Source organism: Affinirhizobium straminoryzae (genome assembly GCF_007004135.1).
Taxonomy (GTDB): domain Bacteria; phylum Pseudomonadota; class Alphaproteobacteria; order Rhizobiales; family Rhizobiaceae; genus Neorhizobium; species Neorhizobium straminoryzae.
The window spans coordinates 20,600-40,470 of record NZ_VJMG01000007.1 but is presented as its reverse complement, the minus strand read 5'-3'; the positions used below and the strand labels follow the sequence as shown (position 1 = coordinate 40,470).

The 19,871-nt window shown below is 62.5% G+C and carries 20 protein-coding genes and 1 tRNA gene; 9 read left to right on the top strand and 12 right to left on the bottom strand.

Going from position 1 to position 19,871, the window contains the following annotated elements; all coding sequences use genetic code 11:
* Positions 1-38 precede the first annotated feature (38 nt).
* From yidC to rpmH, 3 genes are read right to left on the bottom strand one after another with little or no spacing between them, the layout of a single operon-like run.
* On the bottom strand, positions 39-1,850 hold the full coding sequence (yidC, locus tag FNA46_RS02540; RefSeq protein ID WP_142880772.1) for a membrane protein insertase YidC: 1,812 nt from the start codon (positions 1,848-1,850) through the stop codon (positions 39-41).
* The gene (gene rnpA / locus FNA46_RS02535; protein WP_142880771.1) at positions 1,850-2,242 is read right to left on the bottom strand and encodes a ribonuclease P protein component; all 393 of its coding nucleotides are present in this window, start codon (positions 2,240-2,242) and stop codon (positions 1,850-1,852) included. Before rnpA ends, yidC begins: the two co-directional genes overlap by 1 nt.
* A gap of 27 nt (positions 2,243-2,269) precedes the next feature.
* Entirely contained in the window at positions 2,270-2,404 is a 135-nt protein-coding gene (gene rpmH / locus FNA46_RS02530; protein WP_142880770.1) for a 50S ribosomal protein L34, read from the bottom strand.
* Between the two features lie 292 nt (positions 2,405-2,696).
* Between rpmH and FNA46_RS02525 the strand changes: the two genes are divergently transcribed.
* From FNA46_RS02525 to FNA46_RS02515, 3 genes are all read left to right on the top strand, one after another.
* Complete coding sequence (locus FNA46_RS02525) at positions 2,697-4,757, top strand: HAMP domain-containing methyl-accepting chemotaxis protein (protein WP_142880769.1); 2,061 nt, start codon at positions 2,697-2,699, stop codon at positions 4,755-4,757.
* A 163-nt stretch (positions 4,758-4,920) separates the two neighbouring features.
* Positions 4,921-6,426, top strand: coding sequence for a sensor histidine kinase (locus FNA46_RS02520; protein ID WP_142880768.1), 1,506 nt, complete (start codon positions 4,921-4,923; stop codon positions 6,424-6,426).
* Positions 6,427-6,570: 144 nt separating this feature from the next.
* Positions 6,571-6,647: transfer RNA gene (locus FNA46_RS02515), tRNA-Arg, on the top strand.
* Between the two features lie 62 nt (positions 6,648-6,709).
* Here the strand turns inward: FNA46_RS02515 and FNA46_RS02510 are convergent.
* A complete protein-coding gene (locus FNA46_RS02510; protein ID WP_142880767.1) occupies positions 6,710-7,612 on the bottom strand; it encodes a LysR substrate-binding domain-containing protein in 903 nt (300 codons plus the stop codon).
* Positions 7,613-7,719: 107 nt separating this feature from the next.
* Between FNA46_RS02510 and FNA46_RS02505 the strand changes: the two genes are divergently transcribed.
* Genes FNA46_RS02505 through FNA46_RS02495 form a run of 3 tightly spaced genes read left to right on the top strand, consistent with a single transcriptional unit; the run spans position 7,720 to position 9,103 of the window.
* Entirely contained in the window at positions 7,720-8,124 is a 405-nt protein-coding gene (locus FNA46_RS02505) for a tautomerase family protein (RefSeq protein ID WP_142880766.1), read from the top strand.
* Entirely contained in the window at positions 8,121-8,555 is a 435-nt protein-coding gene (locus FNA46_RS02500; RefSeq protein WP_142880765.1) for a cupin domain-containing protein, read from the top strand. The genes FNA46_RS02505 and FNA46_RS02500 overlap by 4 nt, the downstream gene beginning before the upstream one ends.
* Positions 8,552-9,103 (top strand): DUF4865 family protein, encoded by a 552-nt coding sequence (locus FNA46_RS02495; protein ID WP_142880764.1) that lies wholly within the window; start codon positions 8,552-8,554, stop codon positions 9,101-9,103. Before FNA46_RS02500 ends, FNA46_RS02495 begins: the two co-directional genes overlap by 4 nt.
* A 257-nt stretch (positions 9,104-9,360) precedes the next feature.
* Here FNA46_RS02495 and FNA46_RS02490 read toward each other — a convergent pair whose 3' ends face one another.
* The 6 genes from FNA46_RS02490 to FNA46_RS02465 form a co-directional block, all read right to left on the bottom strand.
* Positions 9,361-9,870, bottom strand: coding sequence for a flavin reductase (locus FNA46_RS02490; protein WP_142880763.1), 510 nt, complete (start codon positions 9,868-9,870; stop codon positions 9,361-9,363).
* A 203-nt stretch (positions 9,871-10,073) separates the two neighbouring features.
* Positions 10,074-10,862 carry a pyrimidine utilization protein D gene (gene rutD, locus FNA46_RS02485; protein WP_142880762.1) on the bottom strand — a complete coding sequence of 263 codons (789 nt, stop codon included), beginning with the start codon at positions 10,860-10,862 and terminating at the stop codon, positions 10,074-10,076.
* Between the two features lie 76 nt (positions 10,863-10,938).
* Positions 10,939-11,325, bottom strand: coding sequence for a pyrimidine utilization protein C (gene rutC, locus FNA46_RS02480; protein WP_142880761.1), 387 nt, complete (start codon positions 11,323-11,325; stop codon positions 10,939-10,941).
* Positions 11,326-11,356: 31 nt separating this feature from the next.
* Entirely contained in the window at positions 11,357-12,103 is a 747-nt protein-coding gene (gene rutB / locus FNA46_RS02475) for a pyrimidine utilization protein B (protein ID WP_142880760.1), read from the bottom strand.
* On the bottom strand, positions 12,100-13,191 hold the full coding sequence (gene rutA, locus FNA46_RS02470) for a pyrimidine utilization protein A (protein ID WP_142880759.1): 1,092 nt from the start codon (positions 13,189-13,191) through the stop codon (positions 12,100-12,102). Before rutA ends, rutB begins: the two co-directional genes overlap by 4 nt.
* A 264-nt stretch (positions 13,192-13,455) precedes the next feature.
* The gene (locus FNA46_RS02465) at positions 13,456-14,178 is read right to left on the bottom strand and encodes a Crp/Fnr family transcriptional regulator (protein WP_210245849.1); all 723 of its coding nucleotides are present in this window, start codon (positions 14,176-14,178) and stop codon (positions 13,456-13,458) included.
* Between the two features lie 113 nt (positions 14,179-14,291).
* Here FNA46_RS02465 and hemN point away from each other — a divergent pair, with 113 nt between their 5' ends.
* Entirely contained in the window at positions 14,292-15,641 is a 1,350-nt protein-coding gene (gene hemN, locus FNA46_RS02460; RefSeq protein ID WP_142880758.1) for an oxygen-independent coproporphyrinogen III oxidase, read from the top strand.
* 14 nt (positions 15,642-15,655) lie between these two features.
* Here the strand turns inward: hemN and cysQ are convergent, their stop codons facing one another.
* Positions 15,656-16,438: a 3'(2'),5'-bisphosphate nucleotidase CysQ gene (cysQ, locus tag FNA46_RS02455; protein WP_142880757.1), complete on the bottom strand. Its 783-nt coding sequence runs from the start codon at positions 16,436-16,438 to the stop codon at positions 15,656-15,658.
* A gap of 137 nt (positions 16,439-16,575) precedes the next feature.
* Between cysQ and FNA46_RS02450 the strand changes: the two genes are divergently transcribed.
* Entirely contained in the window at positions 16,576-17,616 is a 1,041-nt protein-coding gene (locus FNA46_RS02450; RefSeq protein WP_142880756.1) for a proline racemase family protein, read from the top strand.
* Between the two features lie 16 nt (positions 17,617-17,632).
* On the opposite strand, the gene FNA46_RS02445 is transcribed toward FNA46_RS02450, so the two are convergent.
* On the bottom strand, positions 17,633-18,538 hold the full coding sequence (locus FNA46_RS02445) for a tetratricopeptide repeat protein (RefSeq protein ID WP_185969700.1): 906 nt from the start codon (positions 18,536-18,538) through the stop codon (positions 17,633-17,635).
* 239 nt (positions 18,539-18,777) lie between these two features.
* Between FNA46_RS02445 and pyrC the strand changes: the two genes are divergently transcribed.
* Positions 18,778-19,815 carry a dihydroorotase gene (pyrC, locus tag FNA46_RS02440; protein WP_142880754.1) on the top strand — a complete coding sequence of 346 codons (1,038 nt, stop codon included), beginning with the start codon at positions 18,778-18,780 and terminating at the stop codon, positions 19,813-19,815.
* Positions 19,816-19,871: the final 56 nt, after the last annotated feature.

The following is a 19,871-nucleotide window of genomic DNA, read 5'->3' as shown; positions in this document are numbered from 1 at the left end:
AAAGAAGACCCCGGTCGAAGCCGGGGTCTTGCGGGGCGTCATTTGCTTGCGGCCGGTTTTCGCTTGAACAGGCCCTTCAGGTTGTCGAACAGCTCGATCTTCACGCCGTGGCGCTTCATGATCAGAGACTGCTGGATGATCGACAGCGTGTTGTTCCAGGCCCAGTAGATCACCAGACCGGCCGGGAAGGAGGCCAGCATGAAGGTGAAGATCAGCGGCATCCAGGTGAAGATCATCGCCTGGGTCGGATCCGGCGGCGTCGGGTTCATGCGCATCTGCAGGAACATCGTGATGCCCATCACGATCGGCCAGACGCCGATCAGAAGCGCATGCGGTACGTCGTAGGGCAGAAGACCGAACAGGTTGAACAGCGAGGTCGGGTCCGGTGCGGAGAGGTCCTGAATCCAGCCAAAGAAAGGCGCATGGCGCATTTCGATGGTGACGTAGATCACCTTGTAGAGCGAGAAGAAGATCGGGATCTGCAGGAGAACGGGCCAGCAGCCGGCGATCGGGTTGATCTTCTCTTCCTTGTAGAGCTGCATCATGGCCTGCTGCAGCGCCACGCGGTCATCGCCATGCTTGGCCTTCAGCTCTTCCATCTTCGGCTGCACGCGCTTCATGCCGGCCATCGAGGCATACTGCTTGCTGGCCAGCGGGAAGAACAGCGCCTTGACGACGATGGTGGTGCACAGGATCGCCACGCCGAAGTTGCCGAAGAAGCGGAAGAAGAAGTCCATCAGCTTGAACATCGGCTTGGTGATGAAATAGAACCATCCCCAGTCGATCAGAAGGTCGAAGCGCGGGATCGACAGCGACTGCTCGTAGCCATCCACCAGCGGCACTTCCTTGGCGCCGGCAAAGACCATGCTCTTCAGCTCGGTCGACTGGCCGGGCTGGATGGTGATCGCGTCGCTCTTGTAATCCGCCTGGTAGCGCGGCTGACCATCGGCGAAGTGCATGAAGCGGGATTCATAGGGAACCGACTGCGGCGGAATGAGCGTCGTTGCCCAGTACTTGTCGGTGATGCCAAGCCAGCCGCCGGTTGCCTTCGGATTGTTGTAGGCTTCCTTCTCGACGTTCTTGTAGCTTTCCTCCATCAGGCCGCTCGTGGCGCCGATGACGCCGAGAAAGCCTTCATGGATGACGTAGACGGCCGGATGCTCCGGCTTGTTGTAACGGGTGACACGGCCATAGGTGGAGAGCGACACGGGCTCGCCGGTCGGGTTCTGCACCTTGTCGGCAACGGTCAGCATGTAGTGTTCGTCCACGCTGATGGTGCGGGTGAACACGAGGCCCTTGTCGTTGGTGTAGGTGAGCGTTACCGGCGTCTTCGGCGTCAGCTTGTCGCCGCCTGCCAGCGTCCAGACGGTGTTCGGGCCCGGGACCGTGCCGGCATTGTCGCCGCCGATGTAGCCCAGTTCCGTGAAATAGCCGTCGCGCGTGTCAGCGGGCGACAGCAGCGTGATCGTCGGGCTCTTCGGATCGACTGTCTCGCGATAGTCGCGCAGTTGCAGGTCGTCGAGGCGGGCGCCGGTCAGGTTGATGGAGCCGTTGAGGGCCGGGGTGTCGATGGCAACGCGCGGGGTCTTGGCAAGAGCCTGCTCGCGGGTCGCGGCGGGGGCAGCCTGCGTGGAGCCGGGCAGGTTGCCGGTCACTGTGCCGCCGGCGGACGAGGTCTGGGCGGCCGGCGTGGTGCCATCGGCCTGCTGCGTCGTCTGGGCCTGCTGGGCGCGCGCTGCCTCTTCGGCGCGCTGCGCCTCGAGCCTCGGGTTCATGTAGAGGAACTGCCAGGCCAGGACGATCAGCACCGAAAGCGCAATCGCGATGTAATAGTTACGGTTCTTTTCCATCATGCTTTCCTGGAACGGGTCTCCTCGGACCGCTTGGGTTTCGGTCGGCTCTCCAGGCGTTCGGAAAGCGCCTGCGTGATGTCGGCGAAGGAAGCTGAAAGCACCTCGCGTCGGGCGACAATCACATAGTCATGACCGTCTTTCATTGCAAACCGGGCGGTTTGCCGAACCGCCTCGCGCAGGCGCCGGCGCATGCGGTTCCGCTCGACGGCGTTGCCCTGCTTCTTGGTGACCGTAAAGCCGACGCGGGGCGCGCTTTCCGGCTCCTTGCGGTCGAGCACTTCCAGGAGGAAAAGCGGGCCACGCCGCTTCTGTCCCTCCCGGACAGCAAGAAACTGCGGCCGGCTTTTCAGCCGCCCGACAGTCTTGTTTTCATCGTCGGAAGACGACATCGCCCGCGCGTTCCGGGCAGGTCGGCCTTACGCCGACAGGCTCTTGCGGCCGCGGGCGCGACGGGCGGACAGAACCTTGCGGCCACCCTTGGTTGCCATGCGGGCGCGGAAGCCGTGACGACGCTTGCGAACAAGCTTGGACGGTTGATAGGTACGCTTCATTTATTTTACACCGCGGTGTGCGGCCCTTCTTGAATTTGTCCATCGAGGGACAACAGCGTTGATTGAGACGTAACGGCATAGAAAAGCGCTTACGCGCGCCTGAAAAGCCGGACGTGGGGCGGCTTATAAGAGGACTCCGCCGCAAAAGTCAATTGGTGCGGCCCCGCCGTGCCAGACCTTCCCGGTCACGAAATGTCATTCAAACATTTCTTAATCAGATGATGCGAAATTAGGCGGGCTGGAAGAAAACAGGACCTGTCTCTTCCGGCTGTCTGATTGGGAAGGGTAGAACATGAAAATTCGGGGCAAGATCAACCTGCTGGTCGGCGTCATGGGCCTGGTCGCGTTGATCGTCGGCGGCACGGCACTGTTTGCGATTTCGGAGTATAGTCGACGGATCGACATCTATCAGTCGGCTTCCGAACGCGCCTATCTCGGGGAAAGCCTGAACCGGATCGTGACCGCTGTGGTGATGGATTCCCGCGGCATCTACGCCTCGAAGACCCCGGCGGAAGCCGACAAGTTCGGCCCCGGCCTGATGAAGAGCCTCGACCAGATGGATGCGGTGCTGGCGAAGTGGCAGGTCATGGTGCCGCCGGAGCAGAAGGCGGCCTTCGATGCGGTCGTCAAGCGCTCCAAGGAATTCCGCACCTTCCGTGCCGAAACGGTGCGCCTCGGTCGCGAGGTTGGCCCCGATGCCGCCAACGCCCAGGGCAATACCGACGAAAACCGCAAGAACCGCAAGGACTTCCAGGCCGAAATCGATGCCGTGGTTGCCCAGGACAAGGCAGAACTCGAAACAGTCGAGGCCGGTCTCCAGAAATTCGGCACCACGCTCTTCTATGCCATTTCTTCCTTCACGCTGATCGGCGTGTCGATCGGTGCAGCCTTCGGCCTCATCCTGGCGCGTCGCTCGCTCAGCAATCCGATCCTCGCACTGACGGAATCGATGAAGCGTCTTGCAGGCGGCCATTACGATACCGAAATCCCCTCGCTGGGCCGTGCCGACGAAATCGGCGACATGGCTGTCGCCGTCCAGGTGTTCAAGCAGAATGGCATCGAAGTCAGCCGCATGAATGCCAATGAACGTGAAATGCGCGCCCAGAACGATGACCTGCAGGCCCGCATGGCAGAGGTTGTGGCCGCTGCTGCCGAAGGAGACTTCACCCGTCGCATCGACAAGCATTTCGGCGATCCCTCGCTTGACCGCTTCGCGTCCAATGTCGATCAGTTGCTGTCCTCGGTCGATACGGGCCTCAAGCAGACCGGCGCGGTGCTGCAGCGTCTTGCGGCCGGCGATCTCACGCAGAGCATGACCGGCGATTTCCGGGGCGCCTTTGCCCGCCTGCAGAGCGACGTGAATGATGCGATCGTCAATCTGCGCCGCACGCTGACCGAAATTCGGGGCACTGCCGGCGAGATGAACGGCAACAGCGAAGAGCTTCGCTCGGCCGCCGATGACCTGTCCAAGCGCACCGAGCAGCAGGCCGCGGCTCTGGAACAGACATCCGCCGCGCTGGACGAGATTACTGCCGTGGTCAAGTCCTCGACGGAACGTGCCCAGGAAGCCAGCAGCATGGTGACCGAAGCCAAGCAGAGCGCGGCCCAGTCCGCCGTCGTCGTGCGGGATGCGATCTCGGCCATGGAGCGCATCGAACAGGCGTCCCACGAAATCAGCCAGATCATCAACGTGATCGATGAAATTGCCTTCCAGACCAATCTTCTGGCGCTGAACGCCGGCGTGGAGGCGGCACGTGCGGGCGAGGCTGGCAAGGGCTTTGCAGTCGTTGCCCAGGAAGTGCGCGAGCTTGCCCAGCGCTCCGCCAACGCGGCCAAGGACATCAAGGCGCTCATCACCAAGTCCGGCGACGAGGTGGCCGGCGGGGTCAAGCTGGTCCAGCGGACCGGCCAGGCGCTGAACGAGATCGAGCGTCGCGTTCTCGGCATCAACGACCATATCCATTCCATCGCCACGGCGGCGCGCGAGCAGGCAACCGGCCTCAACGAGGTCAACATCGCGGTCAACCAGATGGACCAGGTGACGCAGCGCAACGCGGCCATGGTGGAAGAAACCTCGGCAGCAACGCACCGGCTGTCGGAACAGGCCAACGGGCTCTTCTCGCTGATCTCGCGCTTCAACATCGGCAGCGAGACGGGCGTGCGTCCCGCGCGGACTGCCGTCCCCGCAGCGCCTGCACCGCAACCGCGTGTCGCTGACGAGCGCGCGGTGCCGAAGGCATCTCCGGCCCGCCGCATGATGGGCAATATCGCCCGCGCCTTTTCCGGCTCCGGTGCGGCCGCGACAGCTGCCGTGGCCGTGGCGCCCTCCGGCGAGAACTGGGAAGAGTTCTAAGCCACGCGGGCTGCCTCAGCCGTCGTGATTGGATGCCGCATGGCCTGAAAGGGCCTGATGCCCGAGGACTGGAAAAAGTTCTCGGGCATCATTATTATGCAGGCCGATGAATGCTTTGCGCGATCGCGGCCTGCGCGCGCCTGCAAGAGGAACGGAGATCCGCATGACGAAACAGGCGGAGGCTTCCGCCCCGCTGGGATCGCGCCCGGAGGACGAGGCGGATCTGCCCCTTCAGCCCATGCCGAGACGGTTTCGCGGCCTGTCCGGCCGTCTGCTGTGGCTGACGGTGATCTTCGTCATGTTCGCCGAAGTTCTGATCTTCGTGCCCTCCATCTCGATCATGCGCAGCACATGGCTGCGCGACCGCCTCGACACCGCCGCGGCCGCCGGCATCGTGATCGACGGGCTGCAGCCTGCCGAACTGCCGCGCGAAGTGCAGGAGGATACGCTGCTTGCCACCGGCACGAAGGTTCTGGCGCTGCGCAAGGACGGTACCTCTCGCCTGCTGGCAGCCATCGACGTGCCGCCGCAGGTGGACGAGCAGTATGACCTTGCCCACGAATCCATGCTCGAGGCGATGCACAATGCGCTCGACACCCTGCTGTTCGGGGGCGACAAGGTCATGCGCGTCTATGGTCCGATCGGCGAGACGAACATGATCATCGAGCTTGTCATGACCGACATGGCGCTGAGAAAGGCCATGCTTTCCTTCTCCAGGCTGATGTTCGGCATTTCGCTGCTGATCTCGCTCGTCACCGCGCTGCTGATCTATCTCGCCATCAACCGGATGATGATCGGGCCGATCCGGCGCCTGGCGCATGGCATGCAGGTCTTCTCCGAGCGCCCGGAAGACCCGGAGCGGATTTTCCGGCCTGCCCGTGCCAAGGGCGAGCTTGATGTGGCCGGACGCCATCTGGCCGCCATGCAGCGTCAGCTTCAGCGCACGCTGCGCCAGCAGAAGAACCTTGCCGATCTCGGCCTTGCCGTCTCCAAGATCAACCATGACATGCGCAACATCCTTGCCTCCGCGCAGCTGATGTCCGACCGCCTGGTCGATGTGGAGGATCCGATGGTGCGCAGCTTCGCCCCGAAGCTCCTGCGCACGATCGATCGCGCCGTCGGCTATACCAGCGAGGTGCTGGCCTACGGGCAGGCTTCGGAAGCCGCGCCGAAGCGCCGCCTGCTGCGGATGACGGATCTCTGTCAGGACGTGCGCGACATTCTCGCCATCGATCCGGAAGCGGGCATCGAATTCGTCGAGCAGATCGCGCCTGATCTGGAGGTGGATGCCGACAGCGAGCAGCTGTTCCGCGTGATCCACAATCTATGCCGCAATGCAATGCAGGCGCTGGTGCAGGCGGGCAAGACGGGGGATGACCAGCCGCGCCGCATCCTCCTCAGCGCCCAGCGGATCGGCAGCGTCGTCAGCATCACCATCGACGACAATGGTCCCGGCATGCCGCAGAAGGCGCGCGAAAACCTGTTCACGGCCTTCCGCGGCTCGGCCCGCTCCGGCGGAACGGGCCTCGGACTGGCGATCGCGCGCGAACTGGTGCTGGCGCATGGAGGCACGATTGCGCTGGTCGAAAAGCCCGGACCCGGCACGCAGTTTCGCATCGAAATTCCCGATCGTCCGGTGGCGATCGAGGAGTATCGGGTCAGGGCCTGAAATTTATCATTTAAAAACAAAGACTTGATCAGTTATTTCAATAAAATGACAGCCGCGCCGGCAAAATCGCTTGCAATCCAAAACGAACCGCTTTAGAGGATCGCCAACGCCGACGGACAGACACACAGTCAGTCGGTGAGGCAAGCACCCGTAGCTCAGCTGGATAGAGCACCAGACTACGAATCTGGGGGTCAGGAGTTCGAATCTCTTCGGGTGCGCCATTTCATCAATCATTGAAATTTCAATATTTGTCTTAGTCTGTTACGTCCAGGCCTTGCGTGTATTACGCCGCCAGGACCCATGCCTCCGGTAGACTCCCCCATAATGTCTGGCGAATGATGGTCGCGAGATGTGCGCTAATCTGATTATGCGGCGTGGCCGAGCTTAGAAGGCTTAATCCGAGCGTAGGCAGGCTGGGCAGGTTATGCTCGGCTGCATCCAGAACGCGCACGCTCGACGGCCGGCCGACGGGCGTGCGAAGCGCAATGCCGAGGCCCGCAGCGGTGGCAGCCCAGAGGCCCGCCAAGCTCGGACTGACAAAGGCGACGCGCCAGGCAATCCCCGCCTGGTCGAGATAGCCACACGCGAGGTTCCGTAAGATGCAGGGTGCTTCCAGTGCGGCTAGCGGAAGCGGCTCGCCCGCGTTCATCTGCCATAAAGGCTCCTCATCCGCAGGGCCGAGCCAGCAAAGCGGCAGGGTGGCGATTCTGTCGGCCCGCGTTGCCGTGCCGTCATCCCAGGCCAGCGCCAGATCAAGATGGCCGGCAGCAACCTTCTCCCGCAATTCGACATTGCGGCCGATGCGTCCCTCGATTCGAACCTTGGGATGGGCTCGGGCGAAGCGACCGAGCACCTGCGGCAGAACGGTCTCGCCAAAGTCCTCCTGGATGCCGAGACGCACCCAACCTTCCAGTTCCGGCCCATGGATAGCACTCACCGCTTCGTCATTGAGATTCAAAAGCCGCCGAGCATAGGACAGGAACACCTCGCCGCCCTCGGTCAGCGCAAGCCCGCGACCGGCTCTCTGCACCAGCTTCGTGCCGGTCTGGTCTTCAAGTTTCTTCAGTTGCGCGCTGACCGCAGAGGTGGACCGGCCGAGCCGATCGGCCGCCAGTGCAAAGGAGCCGGCCTCGATACCGGCCACAAAACTCCGCAATGCGTCCATGTCGAGATTGGTGAAACGCACGTATATCGTCCTAAAAATCAGGATGTTTAATCCTGAATAATCTGATTATCAGGATGATCGTGCCGCGGCATACTCCGTCTGTCAATCGTTTTCGACGGAGCACAGACATGCCATTCACCCGTATTTCAATGCTGGCGGGTAAATCCGCGGACTACCTCGCAGCCATTTCTGATAGTCTGGATCGCGCACTGGTCGATTGTTTCGAAGTGCCTGAGTGGGACCGGTTTGTCGCGATCCACCAGCACCAGCCGGGCGAACTCATCTTCGACCGGAGTTATCGCGGCGGCCCGCGCTCCGACGACTATGTCTTCTTCCACATCACGACCGGCAAAGCGCGCTCGGCGCAGACCAAGGCACGGTTTTACCGCAGGCTGGTCGACAATCTCGCGGTTTCTCCCGGTCTCCGGCCGGAGAATGTGATGGTCGCAATCGTCAATTCGACCTTCGAGGACTGGTCCTTTGCCTCCGGTATTTCCGCCGCAGCGCCTCTTAATGAGGAGCACGCGCGATGAGCAATATTTTCGATATGCGGGAGACCTGCCCCTCCGTCATGACCATCCTTCGCGCCGGCGAGGGGATTGCCGCCGCGCCCGAGGGGGTCTCAAGTGGCCCATTTCTCGTCCAGATGATCCTGTCGAGCCGCGCCGAGAGCGAGATGACGGCGATGCGCGCCTTTGTCCCGCCGGGCGTTGTCACACATTGGCATAGCCATCCGGGTGGCCAGATTCTCTTCGTTCTCGATGGCGTCGGTCTGGTCCAGCGCGAGGGCCGCGAGGCGACCCAGGTCCGCGCCGGCGACGCGGTCTGGTTTGCGCCGGACGAGCGCCATTGGCATGGGGCGACGCCTTCAAGCCCTTTCAGCTATCTCAGTGTCCAACCTGTGAAGAACGGCACGGCAGTGGCGTGGTTCGGCCCCGTCGATGAGGAAGGTTTTGCGCGATGATTGCCATGCAATACAGTTTCACCCTGCCGGCAGACTACGACATGACGGTCATCGATCGGCGGATCAGGGAAAAAGGGCCGCTACTCGACGGATTTGCGCGTCTGCGGTTCAAGGCCTATCTATCGGCCAGGAAGCAAGACAACGGCTTCTCAAGCACCGAAAACCTCTATGCGCCCTTCTATCTCTGGGACGAGCCGGAGGGGATCGAGAGTTTTCTGACCAGTCCTGGCTTTGCAGCGTTGACGCGCGATTTCGGCTGGCCGTCGGTGCAGGTCTGGCAGGTTTGGCAGACGCAGTTGACATCAAATCTTGGCACCGCCCGATATGCAATTCGGCGTCTTCAGCCAATCTCGCCCTATTCCAATCTTGCGGAAGAGCGTGAAAAGGCCATTGCGACGGCGGAATCGAACATGAAGGCAGGCGCGCTTGCAACGGTCTGCGCGTTTGATCCGACAGCGTGGCGGCGGATGGAGTTCAGCCTTTGGAAAGCCGTTCCCGATGCCGTCGAAAGCGGCCAGACCTACGCGGTCGGTCACGTATCGCGATGAGGCATGCCGTGATTGGAGTGCGGTTCGGATTTCTGCGGCAGTGGCGCGGCGCACCTAAAGGAGGGCCATAGCGTAGACGTAATTCTCATCATCGCCTGTCGCAGCGCGCCCCTTCCTTCCTTTGACATTGTGACTGTTGACCAGCGCACAAGAGTCATTGTTGTTTTTGACATGTCGTGCTGCGCCGCAGCATAAATGTCAGAAAGCCGCGACGCCAGGCGTCACGGCTTCATTCCTTTGGTCATCTGTCCGCCGGTTCAGACGGTGCGGTAGCCGCGGTCGAAGTAGACGAGTGCATCTCCGTCCCCACGGCTGCGAATCGTATCCACCTCGCAAAACAGAACGTCATGGGTGCTGCCATCCGCCACCGAGCGGATGCGGCAATCGAAGGAGGCGAGGGCATCGTCTAGCCGCGGGCAGCCGGTTGCGCCGACCGACCAGGAGGCTGCGGCAAAGCGTTCCTCCACCGGGGTCTTTCCGCCGAACAGACGGCTTACCTCGACATGATCCGCCGACAGAACGTTGACCGAGACCACCTGATTGGCGCTGACCGCGCGATAGGCGGAAGAGCCGCGGTTGAGGCAGACGATCAGGGTCGGCGGGTCGTCGGAGACGCTGCAGACGGCGGTGGCGGCAAAGCCGGCCCGGCCGCCCGGGCCATCCGTGGTGACGATCGTCACGGCGGCGGCCATCCGCGCCATGGCATTGCGATAGGCAAGCCGGCGGTCCTCGTCTGTGGTGGAAATCGGGGCGGGGGCAGCGGACATGCGAGAACTCCAGAAAGGTTGCAGCAATTCCTGCAGGGAACGCGGAGCGGTGTTGCGTCCGGAATTGCGGTGGCAGAGGCAGATAAAGCATTTCAGGCAGTTGCGGGCAAAATCTGCCCGGCGTGGCATTCTACGATCCAGGTGCGTGCCGGTTCAGCAGCACGTCACGAATGTCTGTCTGCGGGTCCCGGATCATGCGCGGCTTAGCCCGGCTCGCCAGCCGGTACCAGAAAATCAAGGATCCTCTGGTTGAAGGCCTGCGGGAAGACGACGTTGACGGCATGGGCGCCGCTTTCCATGAGAGAGAGCGTGGCGTTCGGCAATCCCTCCACCAGTCTGAGTGAACGCGGGTAGGGCACCAGAAGATCGTCCCGCGTGGCAATCACCAGCGTTCTCGCCGCAATCTCGGAGAGACGCGCATCCACGTCGAAGGCGCGCAAGGCCGCGATGCGGCGGGTCACATTCTCCTTGCCCTGGAAATGTGCGACACCATGCGCGTCATCGGCGGCGAGACGCTCGGCATTCTCGCTCATCCACCAGCCGGGATAGAGAAACAGCGGCTGCGCTTTCACGAAGGCTTCGACGCCGGAGCGGTTCAGCAGTTCGAGGCGCACGTCGAAGCAGCGGCCGGAATGGGGATCGGCCTTGCTCCAGGCATTGACGAGGATCAGCCTGTCTATCAGGTCCGGCCGGCGCAGCGCGAGGTCAAGCCCGATCAGGCCGCCCAGCGCATGGCCCATGAGATGGAATTTCTGGAGATTCAGAGACTCGACGATTTCCAGCACGTCGTCCGCCATGGCGGCAATGCCGCCCTCTTCCGGAACCGTCCCGCCGGTGCGGCCGCAGCCGCGATGATCATAGGTGATGACGCGGAATTTTTCCGCAAGCGCTGCGATCTGCGGTGTCCAGTAGGCGCCGGAGCCGCCAAGCCCGGAGGAGAGCAGGATGGTGGGAGCGTCTGGCGCGGTCAGGCCGTGGATATCGTAATGCATGGAGTGCTCTGGTTGATGTTGACGTCGTGCCCCCCTCTGCCCGACAGGGCCGAGGGGGTGCCACACATGCAGACGGTTACTTCCCGATATGCGCCACGGTCGCAATCTCCACCAGTGCGTCCGGCTTCACCAGACCGCAGAGCACGCAGTAGCGGGCCGGCTTGTCGCCCGGGAAATATTCCGCATAGACCTTGTTGATCGCCTGGTAGTTCGACCAGTCGGTCAGGAAGATGTGGTTCATGGTCACGTCTTCCATCGTGCCGCCGGCGGTTTCGATGACCGACTTGATGGTTTCCAGCACGTGGCGGGTCTGGGCGGCGGCGTCGCCGACATGCACCACGTCATTGTTCTTGTCGAAGGGAAGGGTCCCGGACACATAGAGCACGCCATTGGCAAGGGTGCCGGGCGAATAGGGGGCGATCGGCTTCTGCGTGCCTTCCGGAACGACGATGGTCTTCGGCATTCTCACTCTCTCCGTTGTTGGTTGTGGCTGTTCATTCGGCGGCGTCGGCAGGGGCTGCCTGGCCGATCGCGCCGCAGAAATCGTTGACGGTGGAAACCCAGCCGAAGAATTTTTCGACATTGTAGACCGTCGCCTGCTGGATGAAATCCGGCCCCAGATGATGGGTCGCGTCCTCCAGCATCACTCCGAAATATTCGAGGTGGAAGGCGTCGCGCAGCGAGCTTTCCACGCAGACATTGGTGGCAATGCCGACGAAGACGAGGTTGCGGATACCGCGGGCACGCAGCACGCTGTCCATGTTGGTGTTGAAAAAGCCGGAATAGCGCGTCTTCGGCACCAGGATGTCACCGGGCTTCGGCTGCAGCGCATCGACGATCGCATAATCCCAGGTGCCCTTGGCGAGCAGCTTGCCCTGCAGTTCCGGTCGCTTGCGCATCGTCTTCAGCGCATTCGACTTGTGCCAGTTCGGCGAGCCGGGGCCGCCGGCCTCGACATAATCCGGGTCCCAGCCGTTCTGGAAATAGACGACGAGCACGCCGGCCGCGCGTGCAGCATCCAGCGTCCTGCCGATATTCGCAATGGTGCCCTTGGCGCCGGAAATGTCGAAGCCGGCGAGATCGACATAACCGCCTTCGGTCGAGTAGGCGTTCTGCATGTCGACCACGACGACGGCCGTTTCCGAGGGCTTGAGTGTGATCGGCTCCGGGCGCGCCGGCAGTGTCACGCTTTTTGTCCGTTCCGGACGGGGCTGGTAGCCCGCAACAACGGTGTCGCTCATTCCGCGGCCTCCAGCATCTGGTTGATGTGGGCACGGCTCTTCATCAGCGGCTGCACGTATCGGCCGAACTTCTCGATGCCTTCGAGGAAATCGTCGAAGGTCAGCATCACACCGCCGGTGCCGGGCACTTCGCTCATCTCGTCGAGCATCGCCGCCACCTCCGCATAGGAGCCGATCAGGGTGCCCATGTTGATGTTGACGGCCGAGACGGGGTTCGACATGTGGCGGACATTGGTGTCGGAACCGGATTTGGTGTCGGCGGCACTCTGCAGGCCGAGCCACTTGATGGCTTCCTCGTCGGCGCCGGCCTTGTAATGCTCCCACTTGGCAAAGGCCGCTTCCGTCGTTTCCTCGGCAATCACCATGGTCAGCACGAAGGAGCGCACGTCACGGCCGCTCTTTTCGGTGGCGGCCAACAGGCGCTCATTGGTCGGCGCAAAGGCCTTCGGCGTGTTGACGCCGACGCCGAAGCAGAAGCTGTAATCAGCAAACTGAGCCGAGAAGGCCATGCCGGAATTGGAAGAGCCGGCGCAGATCAGCTTCACATCCCCTTGCGGGACGGGCTTCATGCGGCAATCGTCCATCTGGAAATACTTGCCCTTCAGGTCCGACTGGCCGGTGGTCAGCAGGTCCTTCAGCACGGTCGTATATTCGGTGAGGTATTCGTAGCGATCGGCGAAATAGTCATCGCCCGGCCACAGGCCCATCTGGCTGTATTCCGGCCGCTGCCAGCCGGTGACGAGGTTGACGCCGAAGCGGCCGCCGGAGATCGAATCGATGGTGGTGGCCATGCGCGCGACGATGGCCGGCGGCATCACGAGGGTGGCGGCGGTGCCGAACAGCTTGATCTTCGAGGTGACCGCGGCAAGCCCTGCCATCAGCGTGAAGCTTTCGAGATTGTAGTCCCAGAATTCCGTCTTGCCGCCAAAGCCGCGCAGCTTGATCATCGACAGCGCGAAATCGAAGCCATACTGCTCGGCCTTCAGCGTGATCGCCTTGTTGAGTTCGAAGCTCGGCTTGTATTGCGGGGCATTTTCCGACAGCAGCCAGCCATTGTTGCCGATCGGAATGAAGACGCCAATTTCCATCGTGTTGCTCCCTCTGTGGTGGGGCTGACGCCCCGTTGTGCCAGAAGAAATGCAATCACCGTGCCATCTTGATAAACGTCAATTCAATCAATGACTTGAAGAAATGGAGCGGAAAAAATTTATCAAAAGGTCAAAAATTTACCGGACGATCAATAAATTTTGGGCGTCATGCCTGCGCCGTAAGCGCCGATCTGGCGCATTTTTGATCTTTGTCAGTCTGAGGTGAAAATTTGTGCGCGCATTTCTGCGAGCGTCTGGCATCCATCAGCCGCAACGGGCTTGCAGCTTGGCAAGGCTCAAGACCTCGATGTGCCGGTTGGCGGTGATGGTGATGATGCCGTCTTTCTTCAACCGCGAGAACTGGCGCGAAACGGTTTCGATGGTGAGGCCGAGATAATCGGCCATGTCGAGGCGCGACATCGGCAGGTCGAAGATCCGTCGCTCGCCGGCGGCTTCCGGATCGAGATGGCTGGCGATCAGCAGCAGCAGGCTTGCCACCTTCTCCGCCGCCGTCTTGCGGCCGAGTGTCACCATCCAGTCGCGCGCCTCGTCCAGTTCGCGCAGAGACTGATCCATCAGCCGCTTGCGCAGCGCCGGATTGCGTTCGATCAGCCGCTCCAGCGTGGCGCGCGGCACGCGGCAGACCTCCACGTCCGAGGCGGCCTCCGCCGTCATCGGGCTCTCGCCGGCATAGAGCCGGCCGACGAGATCGGGCGCGAACTGCAGCCCGACGATCTGCTGGCGCCCGTCCTCCAGCGTCTTGGACAGTTTCACCACGCCGCGCATGAGATTGTCATAGGCTTCTACACGCGTGCTTTCGCCCACCAGTTCCTCGCCGGAGGGGTGTTCGATCTGGCGCGTATGGCGCGACAGCAGCGTCAGTTCGTCGGGGTTCAGGGCCCCGCACATGCCCTTGTGGCGCACCTCGCAGGATTTGCAGAGGCTTGGAATGTCGCAGCTGTGAATGTCGTGGCGGCTGATGTCCATGGCGTCTCACCTTCCTGACCGTCTCTGTGCCGGACTTCCGCAATGGCAAAATTGATCTTGATCAAGGTCGCCCCGAAATTCCCTTCCTAGTTTGGGCTGGAAAGGAAGATGCCATGCAGCCAGAACTTCTCCGCCGGTATTCGGCGCCCGTACCGCGCTATACGAGCTATCCCACCGCGCCGCATTTTCACGATGGCGTCGATGCCGAAACCTATGCCGGGTGGTTGTCGGGTGAAGAGGACGACACGCCGCTGTCGCTCTATCTGCACATTCCCTTCTGTGATCGCCTTTGCTGGTATTGCGGCTGTCACACCAAGCAGGTGCGACGCTACGAGCCCGTCGCGGCCTATGTGGATGCGCTGATTGCGGAGATCGCGCTCGTCGCGCACTGCCTGCCGCGTCGCCGCACCGTCGGCACCATCCATTTCGGCGGCGGATCTCCGACGATCCTGTCGACCGAGGACCTTAGCCGGCTGCGCCAGGTGCTGGAGCGACATTTCGATCTGGAGAGCACGCTGGAGGTCAGCGTCGAGATCGATCCGGGCTATGTCGACGCGGTCAAGCTGGCGGCCTGGCGCGATTTCGGCATGACGCGGGCAAGCGTCGGCGTGCAGGATTTCGATTCTGTCGTGCAGACGGCGATCAACCGTCCGCAAAGCTTCCGCCAGACCGAACGGGTCGTCAGCCTGCTGAGGGAGCTCGGTATTGGCGGCATCAATCTGGATGTCGTCTACGGCCTGCCGCACCAGACGCGGGCCAGCCTGGCCAAGACGCTCGACATGGCGCTGTCCATGGAACCTGATCGCTTCGCCATCTTCGGCTATGCGCATGTGCCGTGGATGAAGAAGCACCAGACACTGATCGACGAGAAGGCGCTGGCCGGCATCGAGGAGCGCTTCCAGATGGTACGCCTGATTGGCGAACGGCTGCAGGGGGCCGGTTATCTTGCCGTCGGGATCGACCACTTCGCACGCCCCGGCGACAGTCTGGCGCTGGCGCAGGAGAAGGGCGCGGTCAAGCGCAACTTCCAGGGCTATACGACGGATCGCGCGCCCGCCCTCATCGGCCTCGGCGCCTCGGCCATCGGCCGCGTGGATGGCGGCTATGTGCAGAACATCGTCGCCACCAACGAATATATGCGCCATGTGCATGAGGGGCGCCTGCCGGTGGCGCGTGGCTTTGGCCTCAGCGATATCGACCGCGTCGTGGGCGATGCCATCGAGGCGCTGATGTGCTCCTATCGTTTTTCGGTGCACGACCTCAAGCAGCGTCATGGTCCGGTGGCCGAACATATACAGGCTGAAGCCGCCCGCATTCACCAGCAGGACACCGATGGCTTTACCGCCTTCGACGGGGACCGCTTCGACGTGCTGCCCGAAGGCCAGATGTTCGTGCGCACCATTGCCGCGCGCTTCGATGAATATTTCGGGCGCGGCACGGCACGGCATTCCGTGGCGGTCTGAGGCGGGCTACCGTCTCAGGACTCGCGTCGGCCCCAGGCCATGAAGGCCGGATTGGCAAAATCCGCCATATCCGGCCGCTGGCGTTTCCCATAGGCCAGCGGTGTTCCGTCGATTTCCAGCGTCATGCCGCCGGCGGCCCGCAGCACGGCGTCACCCGCCGCCGTATCCCATTCCATGGTGCGGCCGAAGCGTGGATAGACGTCCGCCAGCCCTTCCGCCAGCAATCCGAATTTCAGGGAGGAGCCGATATTGCGGCATTCGGCGACGCCCAGCTGTTGCAGGCAGGCGGCTGTTTCCGGATCCTGATGGGAGCGGCTGGCGAGTGCCACCGGCGGCGTCGCAACCGGCCGGACGGTAATCGGCTGACGCATCAGCGGCCTCAGTGCGTCATCCTGCGTCAGCTTGTAAGCGCCGGTCGCATCGCCGAGATAGGTGAGGCCAAGCGCTGGCGCATGGACAACGCCGGCCACCGGCACGCCGTTCTCGACAAGGGCGATGTTGACGGTGAACTCGCCGTTGCGGCTGATGAATTCGCGCGTGCCGTCGAGCGGATCAATCAGCAGGAAGCGCCCGCCCGACACATCCGGCACGCGACCCGCCGCCACCTGCTCCTCCGCGACGACTGGGATATCCGGCAGATCGCGGGAGAGCAGTGCGAGGATGGTGTCCTCGGCGCGAATATCGGCTTCCGTCACCGGGGTGGCATCCGGCTTGGTCTCCACTGCGCAGCCGCGCGCGTAGACTTCCAGAATGACACGTCCGGCCGCATGAGCCGCTTCTTCGAAAATCGTCAGCATGGCATGTCCCTTATTCCGGTTCCCTGATGCGGTATTGCGGCGGAAAAAGCAAATGCACCGGCTTGCGGGCGGAGCCATGCGGCGCAATATGGGCGCCGGCGCGTCATCTGCGGCTGAAGACCAGAGAAGGAAAAGTCATGCGCTGGAAACGGACGATGCAGTTGCTGGACGTGCATGCCGAGGGGGAAATCGGCAAGGTGGCGATTGGCGGCGTTCCGAACATTCCGGGCGCCTCGACCGCCGAACGCCTGGCATGGCTGAACAGCGATCCGAAGGGGCAGGAGTTGCGCCGCTTCCTGTGCCTTGAGCCGCGCGGCAATCCGATCGGTTCCGTCAATCTCCTCCTGCCACCGACGCATCCAGAGGCCGATGCAGCCTTCGTGATCCTGCAGCCGGATCAGGCGCATGCGAGTTCCGGCTCGAACTCCATCTGCGTGACGACGGCGCTTCTCGAATCCGGCATGGTGGAGATGCAGGAACCCGAGACCATCGTGACGCTGGAAACGGCGGCCGGTCTGGTGAAGGCTCGCGCGACCTGCCGGGACGGGCGCTGCGAGCGTGTCGAACTCACCATGGTGCCTTCCTTCATCGAGCAGCTCGACGTGGTGCTCGATACGCGCTGGGGTAAAGTGACGCTCGATCTCGCTTATGGTGGCGTCTTCTATGCCCTGGTCGATGTGCGTCAGATTGGACTTACGATAGAGAAGCGCAACGCCGCAGCCCTCGTGGCAGCCGGCATGGAGCTGAAGGCGCAGGTGAACGCCGCCTATCCTGTGGTGCATCCCACCATTCCGGCTGTCTCAGGCGTTGCTTACGTGATGTTCCGCGATATTGATCCTGACGGTGCCGTGCGCACCTGTACCACCATGTGGCCGGGCAGGGCCGATCGTTCGCCCTGCGGCACGGGCAATTCCGCCAATCTCGCCACGCTTCATGCGCGCGGCAAGGTGAAGGAGGGCGATGTCTTCACCTCACGCTCCATCATCGGGTCGGAGTTCCGTGTTGGTTTTTCAGGCCTTACGGAGATTGCCGGCCGCCCGGCGGTGATCCCGACCATCAGCGGACGCGGCTTCACCTTCGGCCAGCAGACGGTGGCGCTCGATCCCTTTGATCCTCTGGCCGCCGGTTTTGCCATGACCGATGTGTGGGGGCCGTCGGCCGGCGACATTCCCGGCTGACGGTTGTCGAGGCAGCTCAGATTTCGATCAGGCTGGAGGGAACGGCAACATCGCCCTCCTGCAGGACCAGCGTATCGATGCCGCCATTTTCTGTGACTGCCGGCGCCGGGTGTTGTTCGGGCAGCGTGACGCCCGCCTGCTGCAGTTCCTGCAGTTTCAGCGCACCGAAGGTATCACCGGTGGCGGCAGCCTGCGCATAGAGTCTGGCGGCGGCTTCGCGGTTGACCGGAATGCCTTCGCCGGTCTCGTACATCAGGCCGAGATTGATCATGGCGTCGGCATTGCCGCGCTTGGCGGCGAGATCATACCAGGCAATGGCCATCTGGTTGTCCTCGGCCACCAGTTCGCCCTCGTCATACATGGAGCCGATGTTGAAGGCAGCCGTGCTGTCGCCTGCGGCAGCCGCCGTTTCGAACCAGTGCAGCGCCTGCTTTCCGTCGCGCTCCGTGCCGATCCCGTCGCGATAGGCGACACCCAGATTATAGGCGGCGAGCGTGTTGCCGGCCTCGGCGGCCTGGCTATACATCTCGAATTCACGGTTGCTGTCGCCAAGCCGGCCAAGCAGCATGCCGAGATTGACCTTGGCTGCCGCATAATCGGCATTCGCCGCCGTCTCGTATGCGGCCATCGCCTGGTCGGCGGCATCGGTGCGGTTCAGCGCGCGGCCAAGCTGGAAGGCGAAGCGCGGGTTGCCGCTGGCTTCAAAGGCTACCTTGCATGCGGTCACCGCATCCGGTGCGATGCTGTCCAGGCCGACCGGCGCATAGGCCGGATTGCGGCTCTGGTCGTAGGGGCTGCCCGCCATCCGGTCGCACGCGTCCTGCATGGTTCCGGCCACCACCTGTTGCGCTCGTTCATGCGCATCCGGTGCCACGGTGAACGCCCCAAACGCCAGCACGGTGCCGGCGCAGAGGAAAGACATGCGACTGATCCTGGAAACGCGGCTTTTCATTGTTCTCTCCGGTCCTGATCTTAAGGATTGCTTAACGAACGCGGCATCGCCCAACCGGTTCCGCCCGCGCCTGGCGTTCACGACGAGATGATCGCACAGACCCCGCGGGCAGCCTGCCATGCGACGAAAAAGAGAGGGGCGCTCGGTTGTCGATCTTTGCTCTCAGATGCTATGGCGTCTTCCAACAACGAAACATCGGAACAGCGCTCATGAAGACCCTCAGCCTTCGCCGCCCGGACGACTGGCACCTGCACCTGCGCGATGGCGCGGTGCTGCAGTCGGTGATCGGTGATACCAGCCGGCATTTCGGGCGTGCCATCATCATGCCGAACCTCGTGCCGCCGGTGGTGACGACCGAGGATGCCCGTGCCTATCGCGAGCGGATCCTGGCGGCGGTTCCCGCAGGCGATCGCTTCGAGCCTCTGATGACGCTCTACCTTACAGAACACACAAACCCGGACGATGTGGAAGAGGGCAAGACGAGCGGCCTCATTACTGCGGTCAAGCTTTATCCGGCCGGCGCCACCACCAATTCGCATGGCGGCGTGCGCGATCTGGACAAGGCCATGCCGGTGCTGGAGCGCATGGCGAAGATCGGCCTGCCGCTCTGCGTGCATGGCGAGGTGACGACGCCGGAGGTGGATATCTTCGACCGCGAGGCTGTGTTCATCGAGGAGAAGCTGGAGGTCATCCGCCGCCGCCTGCCGGAGCTGAAAGTCACCATGGAACATGTGACGACCAAGGACGGCGTCGATTACATTCTGGCCGCCGACCGCAATCTGGCAGGGACGATCACCACCCACCACCTGATCATCAACCGCAACGCGATCCTCGTCGGCGGCATCCGGCCGCATTACTACTGCCTTCCGGTTGCCAAGCGCGAGCATCACCGGCAGGCGCTGCGCAAGGCGGCGACCTCTGGCGATCCGCGCTTCTTCCTCGGCACTGATTCCGCCCCGCATGTGGATCCGCTCAAGGAATGCGCCTGCGGCTGCGCCGGCATCTATACCTCGATCAACACCATGAGCTGCCTGGCGCATGTCTTCGAAGAAGAGCATGCGCTGGAAAAGCTGGAAGCCTTCGCCTCGCTGAACGGTCCGGCCTGGTACGGCCTGCCCGCCAATGAGGAGATCATGGTTCTGGAGCGGCAGGACGCGCCTGTTTCCTATCCGGCGAAGCGTGATACGCAGGCCGGTCCGATCACCGTGTTCGACCCGATGTTCCCGCTGCACTGGCAGGTCCGCTAGGCAATATTTCCGCCGCTGCGGCACGCCGTCGGAACCGAAGAGTGGAAGAAGTCTTT

Excerpts from the sequence above, each read along its gene's own strand:
- FNA46_RS02495 (WP_142880764.1), top strand. The coding sequence starts at position 8,552 with ATGATTGCCATGCAATACAGTTTCACCCTGCCGGCAGACTACGACATG.
- rutC (WP_142880761.1), bottom strand. The coding sequence starts at position 11,325 with ATGCCGAAGACCATCGTCGTTCCGGAAGGCACGCAGAAGCCGATCGCC.
- rpmH (WP_142880770.1), bottom strand. The coding sequence starts at position 2,404 with ATGAAGCGTACCTATCAACCGTCCAAGCTTGTTCGCAAGCGTCGTCAC.
- rutA (WP_142880759.1), bottom strand. The coding sequence starts at position 13,191 with ATGGAAATTGGCGTCTTCATTCCGATCGGCAACAATGGCTGGCTGCTG.
- FNA46_RS02445 (WP_185969700.1), bottom strand. The coding sequence starts at position 18,538 with ATGTCTTTCCTCTGCGCCGGCACCGTGCTGGCGTTTGGGGCGTTCACC.
- FNA46_RS02500 (WP_142880765.1), top strand. The coding sequence starts at position 8,121 with ATGAGCAATATTTTCGATATGCGGGAGACCTGCCCCTCCGTCATGACC.
- FNA46_RS02465 (WP_210245849.1), bottom strand. The coding sequence starts at position 14,178 with ATGGACATCAGCCGCCACGACATTCACAGCTGCGACATTCCAAGCCTC.
- pyrC (WP_142880754.1), top strand. The coding sequence starts at position 18,778 with ATGAAGACCCTCAGCCTTCGCCGCCCGGACGACTGGCACCTGCACCTG.
- hemN (WP_142880758.1), top strand. The coding sequence starts at position 14,292 with ATGCAGCCAGAACTTCTCCGCCGGTATTCGGCGCCCGTACCGCGCTAT.
- FNA46_RS02520 (WP_142880768.1), top strand. The coding sequence starts at position 4,921 with ATGACGAAACAGGCGGAGGCTTCCGCCCCGCTGGGATCGCGCCCGGAG.
- FNA46_RS02505 (WP_142880766.1), top strand. The coding sequence starts at position 7,720 with ATGCCATTCACCCGTATTTCAATGCTGGCGGGTAAATCCGCGGACTAC.
- cysQ (WP_142880757.1), bottom strand. The coding sequence starts at position 16,438 with ATGCTGACGATTTTCGAAGAAGCGGCTCATGCGGCCGGACGTGTCATT.
- yidC (WP_142880772.1), bottom strand. The coding sequence starts at position 1,850 with ATGGAAAAGAACCGTAACTATTACATCGCGATTGCGCTTTCGGTGCTG.
- rutB (WP_142880760.1), bottom strand. The coding sequence starts at position 12,103 with ATGAGCGACACCGTTGTTGCGGGCTACCAGCCCCGTCCGGAACGGACA.
- FNA46_RS02450 (WP_142880756.1), top strand. The coding sequence starts at position 16,576 with ATGCGCTGGAAACGGACGATGCAGTTGCTGGACGTGCATGCCGAGGGG.
- FNA46_RS02525 (WP_142880769.1), top strand. The coding sequence starts at position 2,697 with ATGAAAATTCGGGGCAAGATCAACCTGCTGGTCGGCGTCATGGGCCTG.
- FNA46_RS02490 (WP_142880763.1), bottom strand. The coding sequence starts at position 9,870 with ATGTCCGCTGCCCCCGCCCCGATTTCCACCACAGACGAGGACCGCCGG.
- rutD (WP_142880762.1), bottom strand. The coding sequence starts at position 10,862 with ATGCATTACGATATCCACGGCCTGACCGCGCCAGACGCTCCCACCATC.
- rnpA (WP_142880771.1), bottom strand. The coding sequence starts at position 2,242 with ATGTCGTCTTCCGACGATGAAAACAAGACTGTCGGGCGGCTGAAAAGC.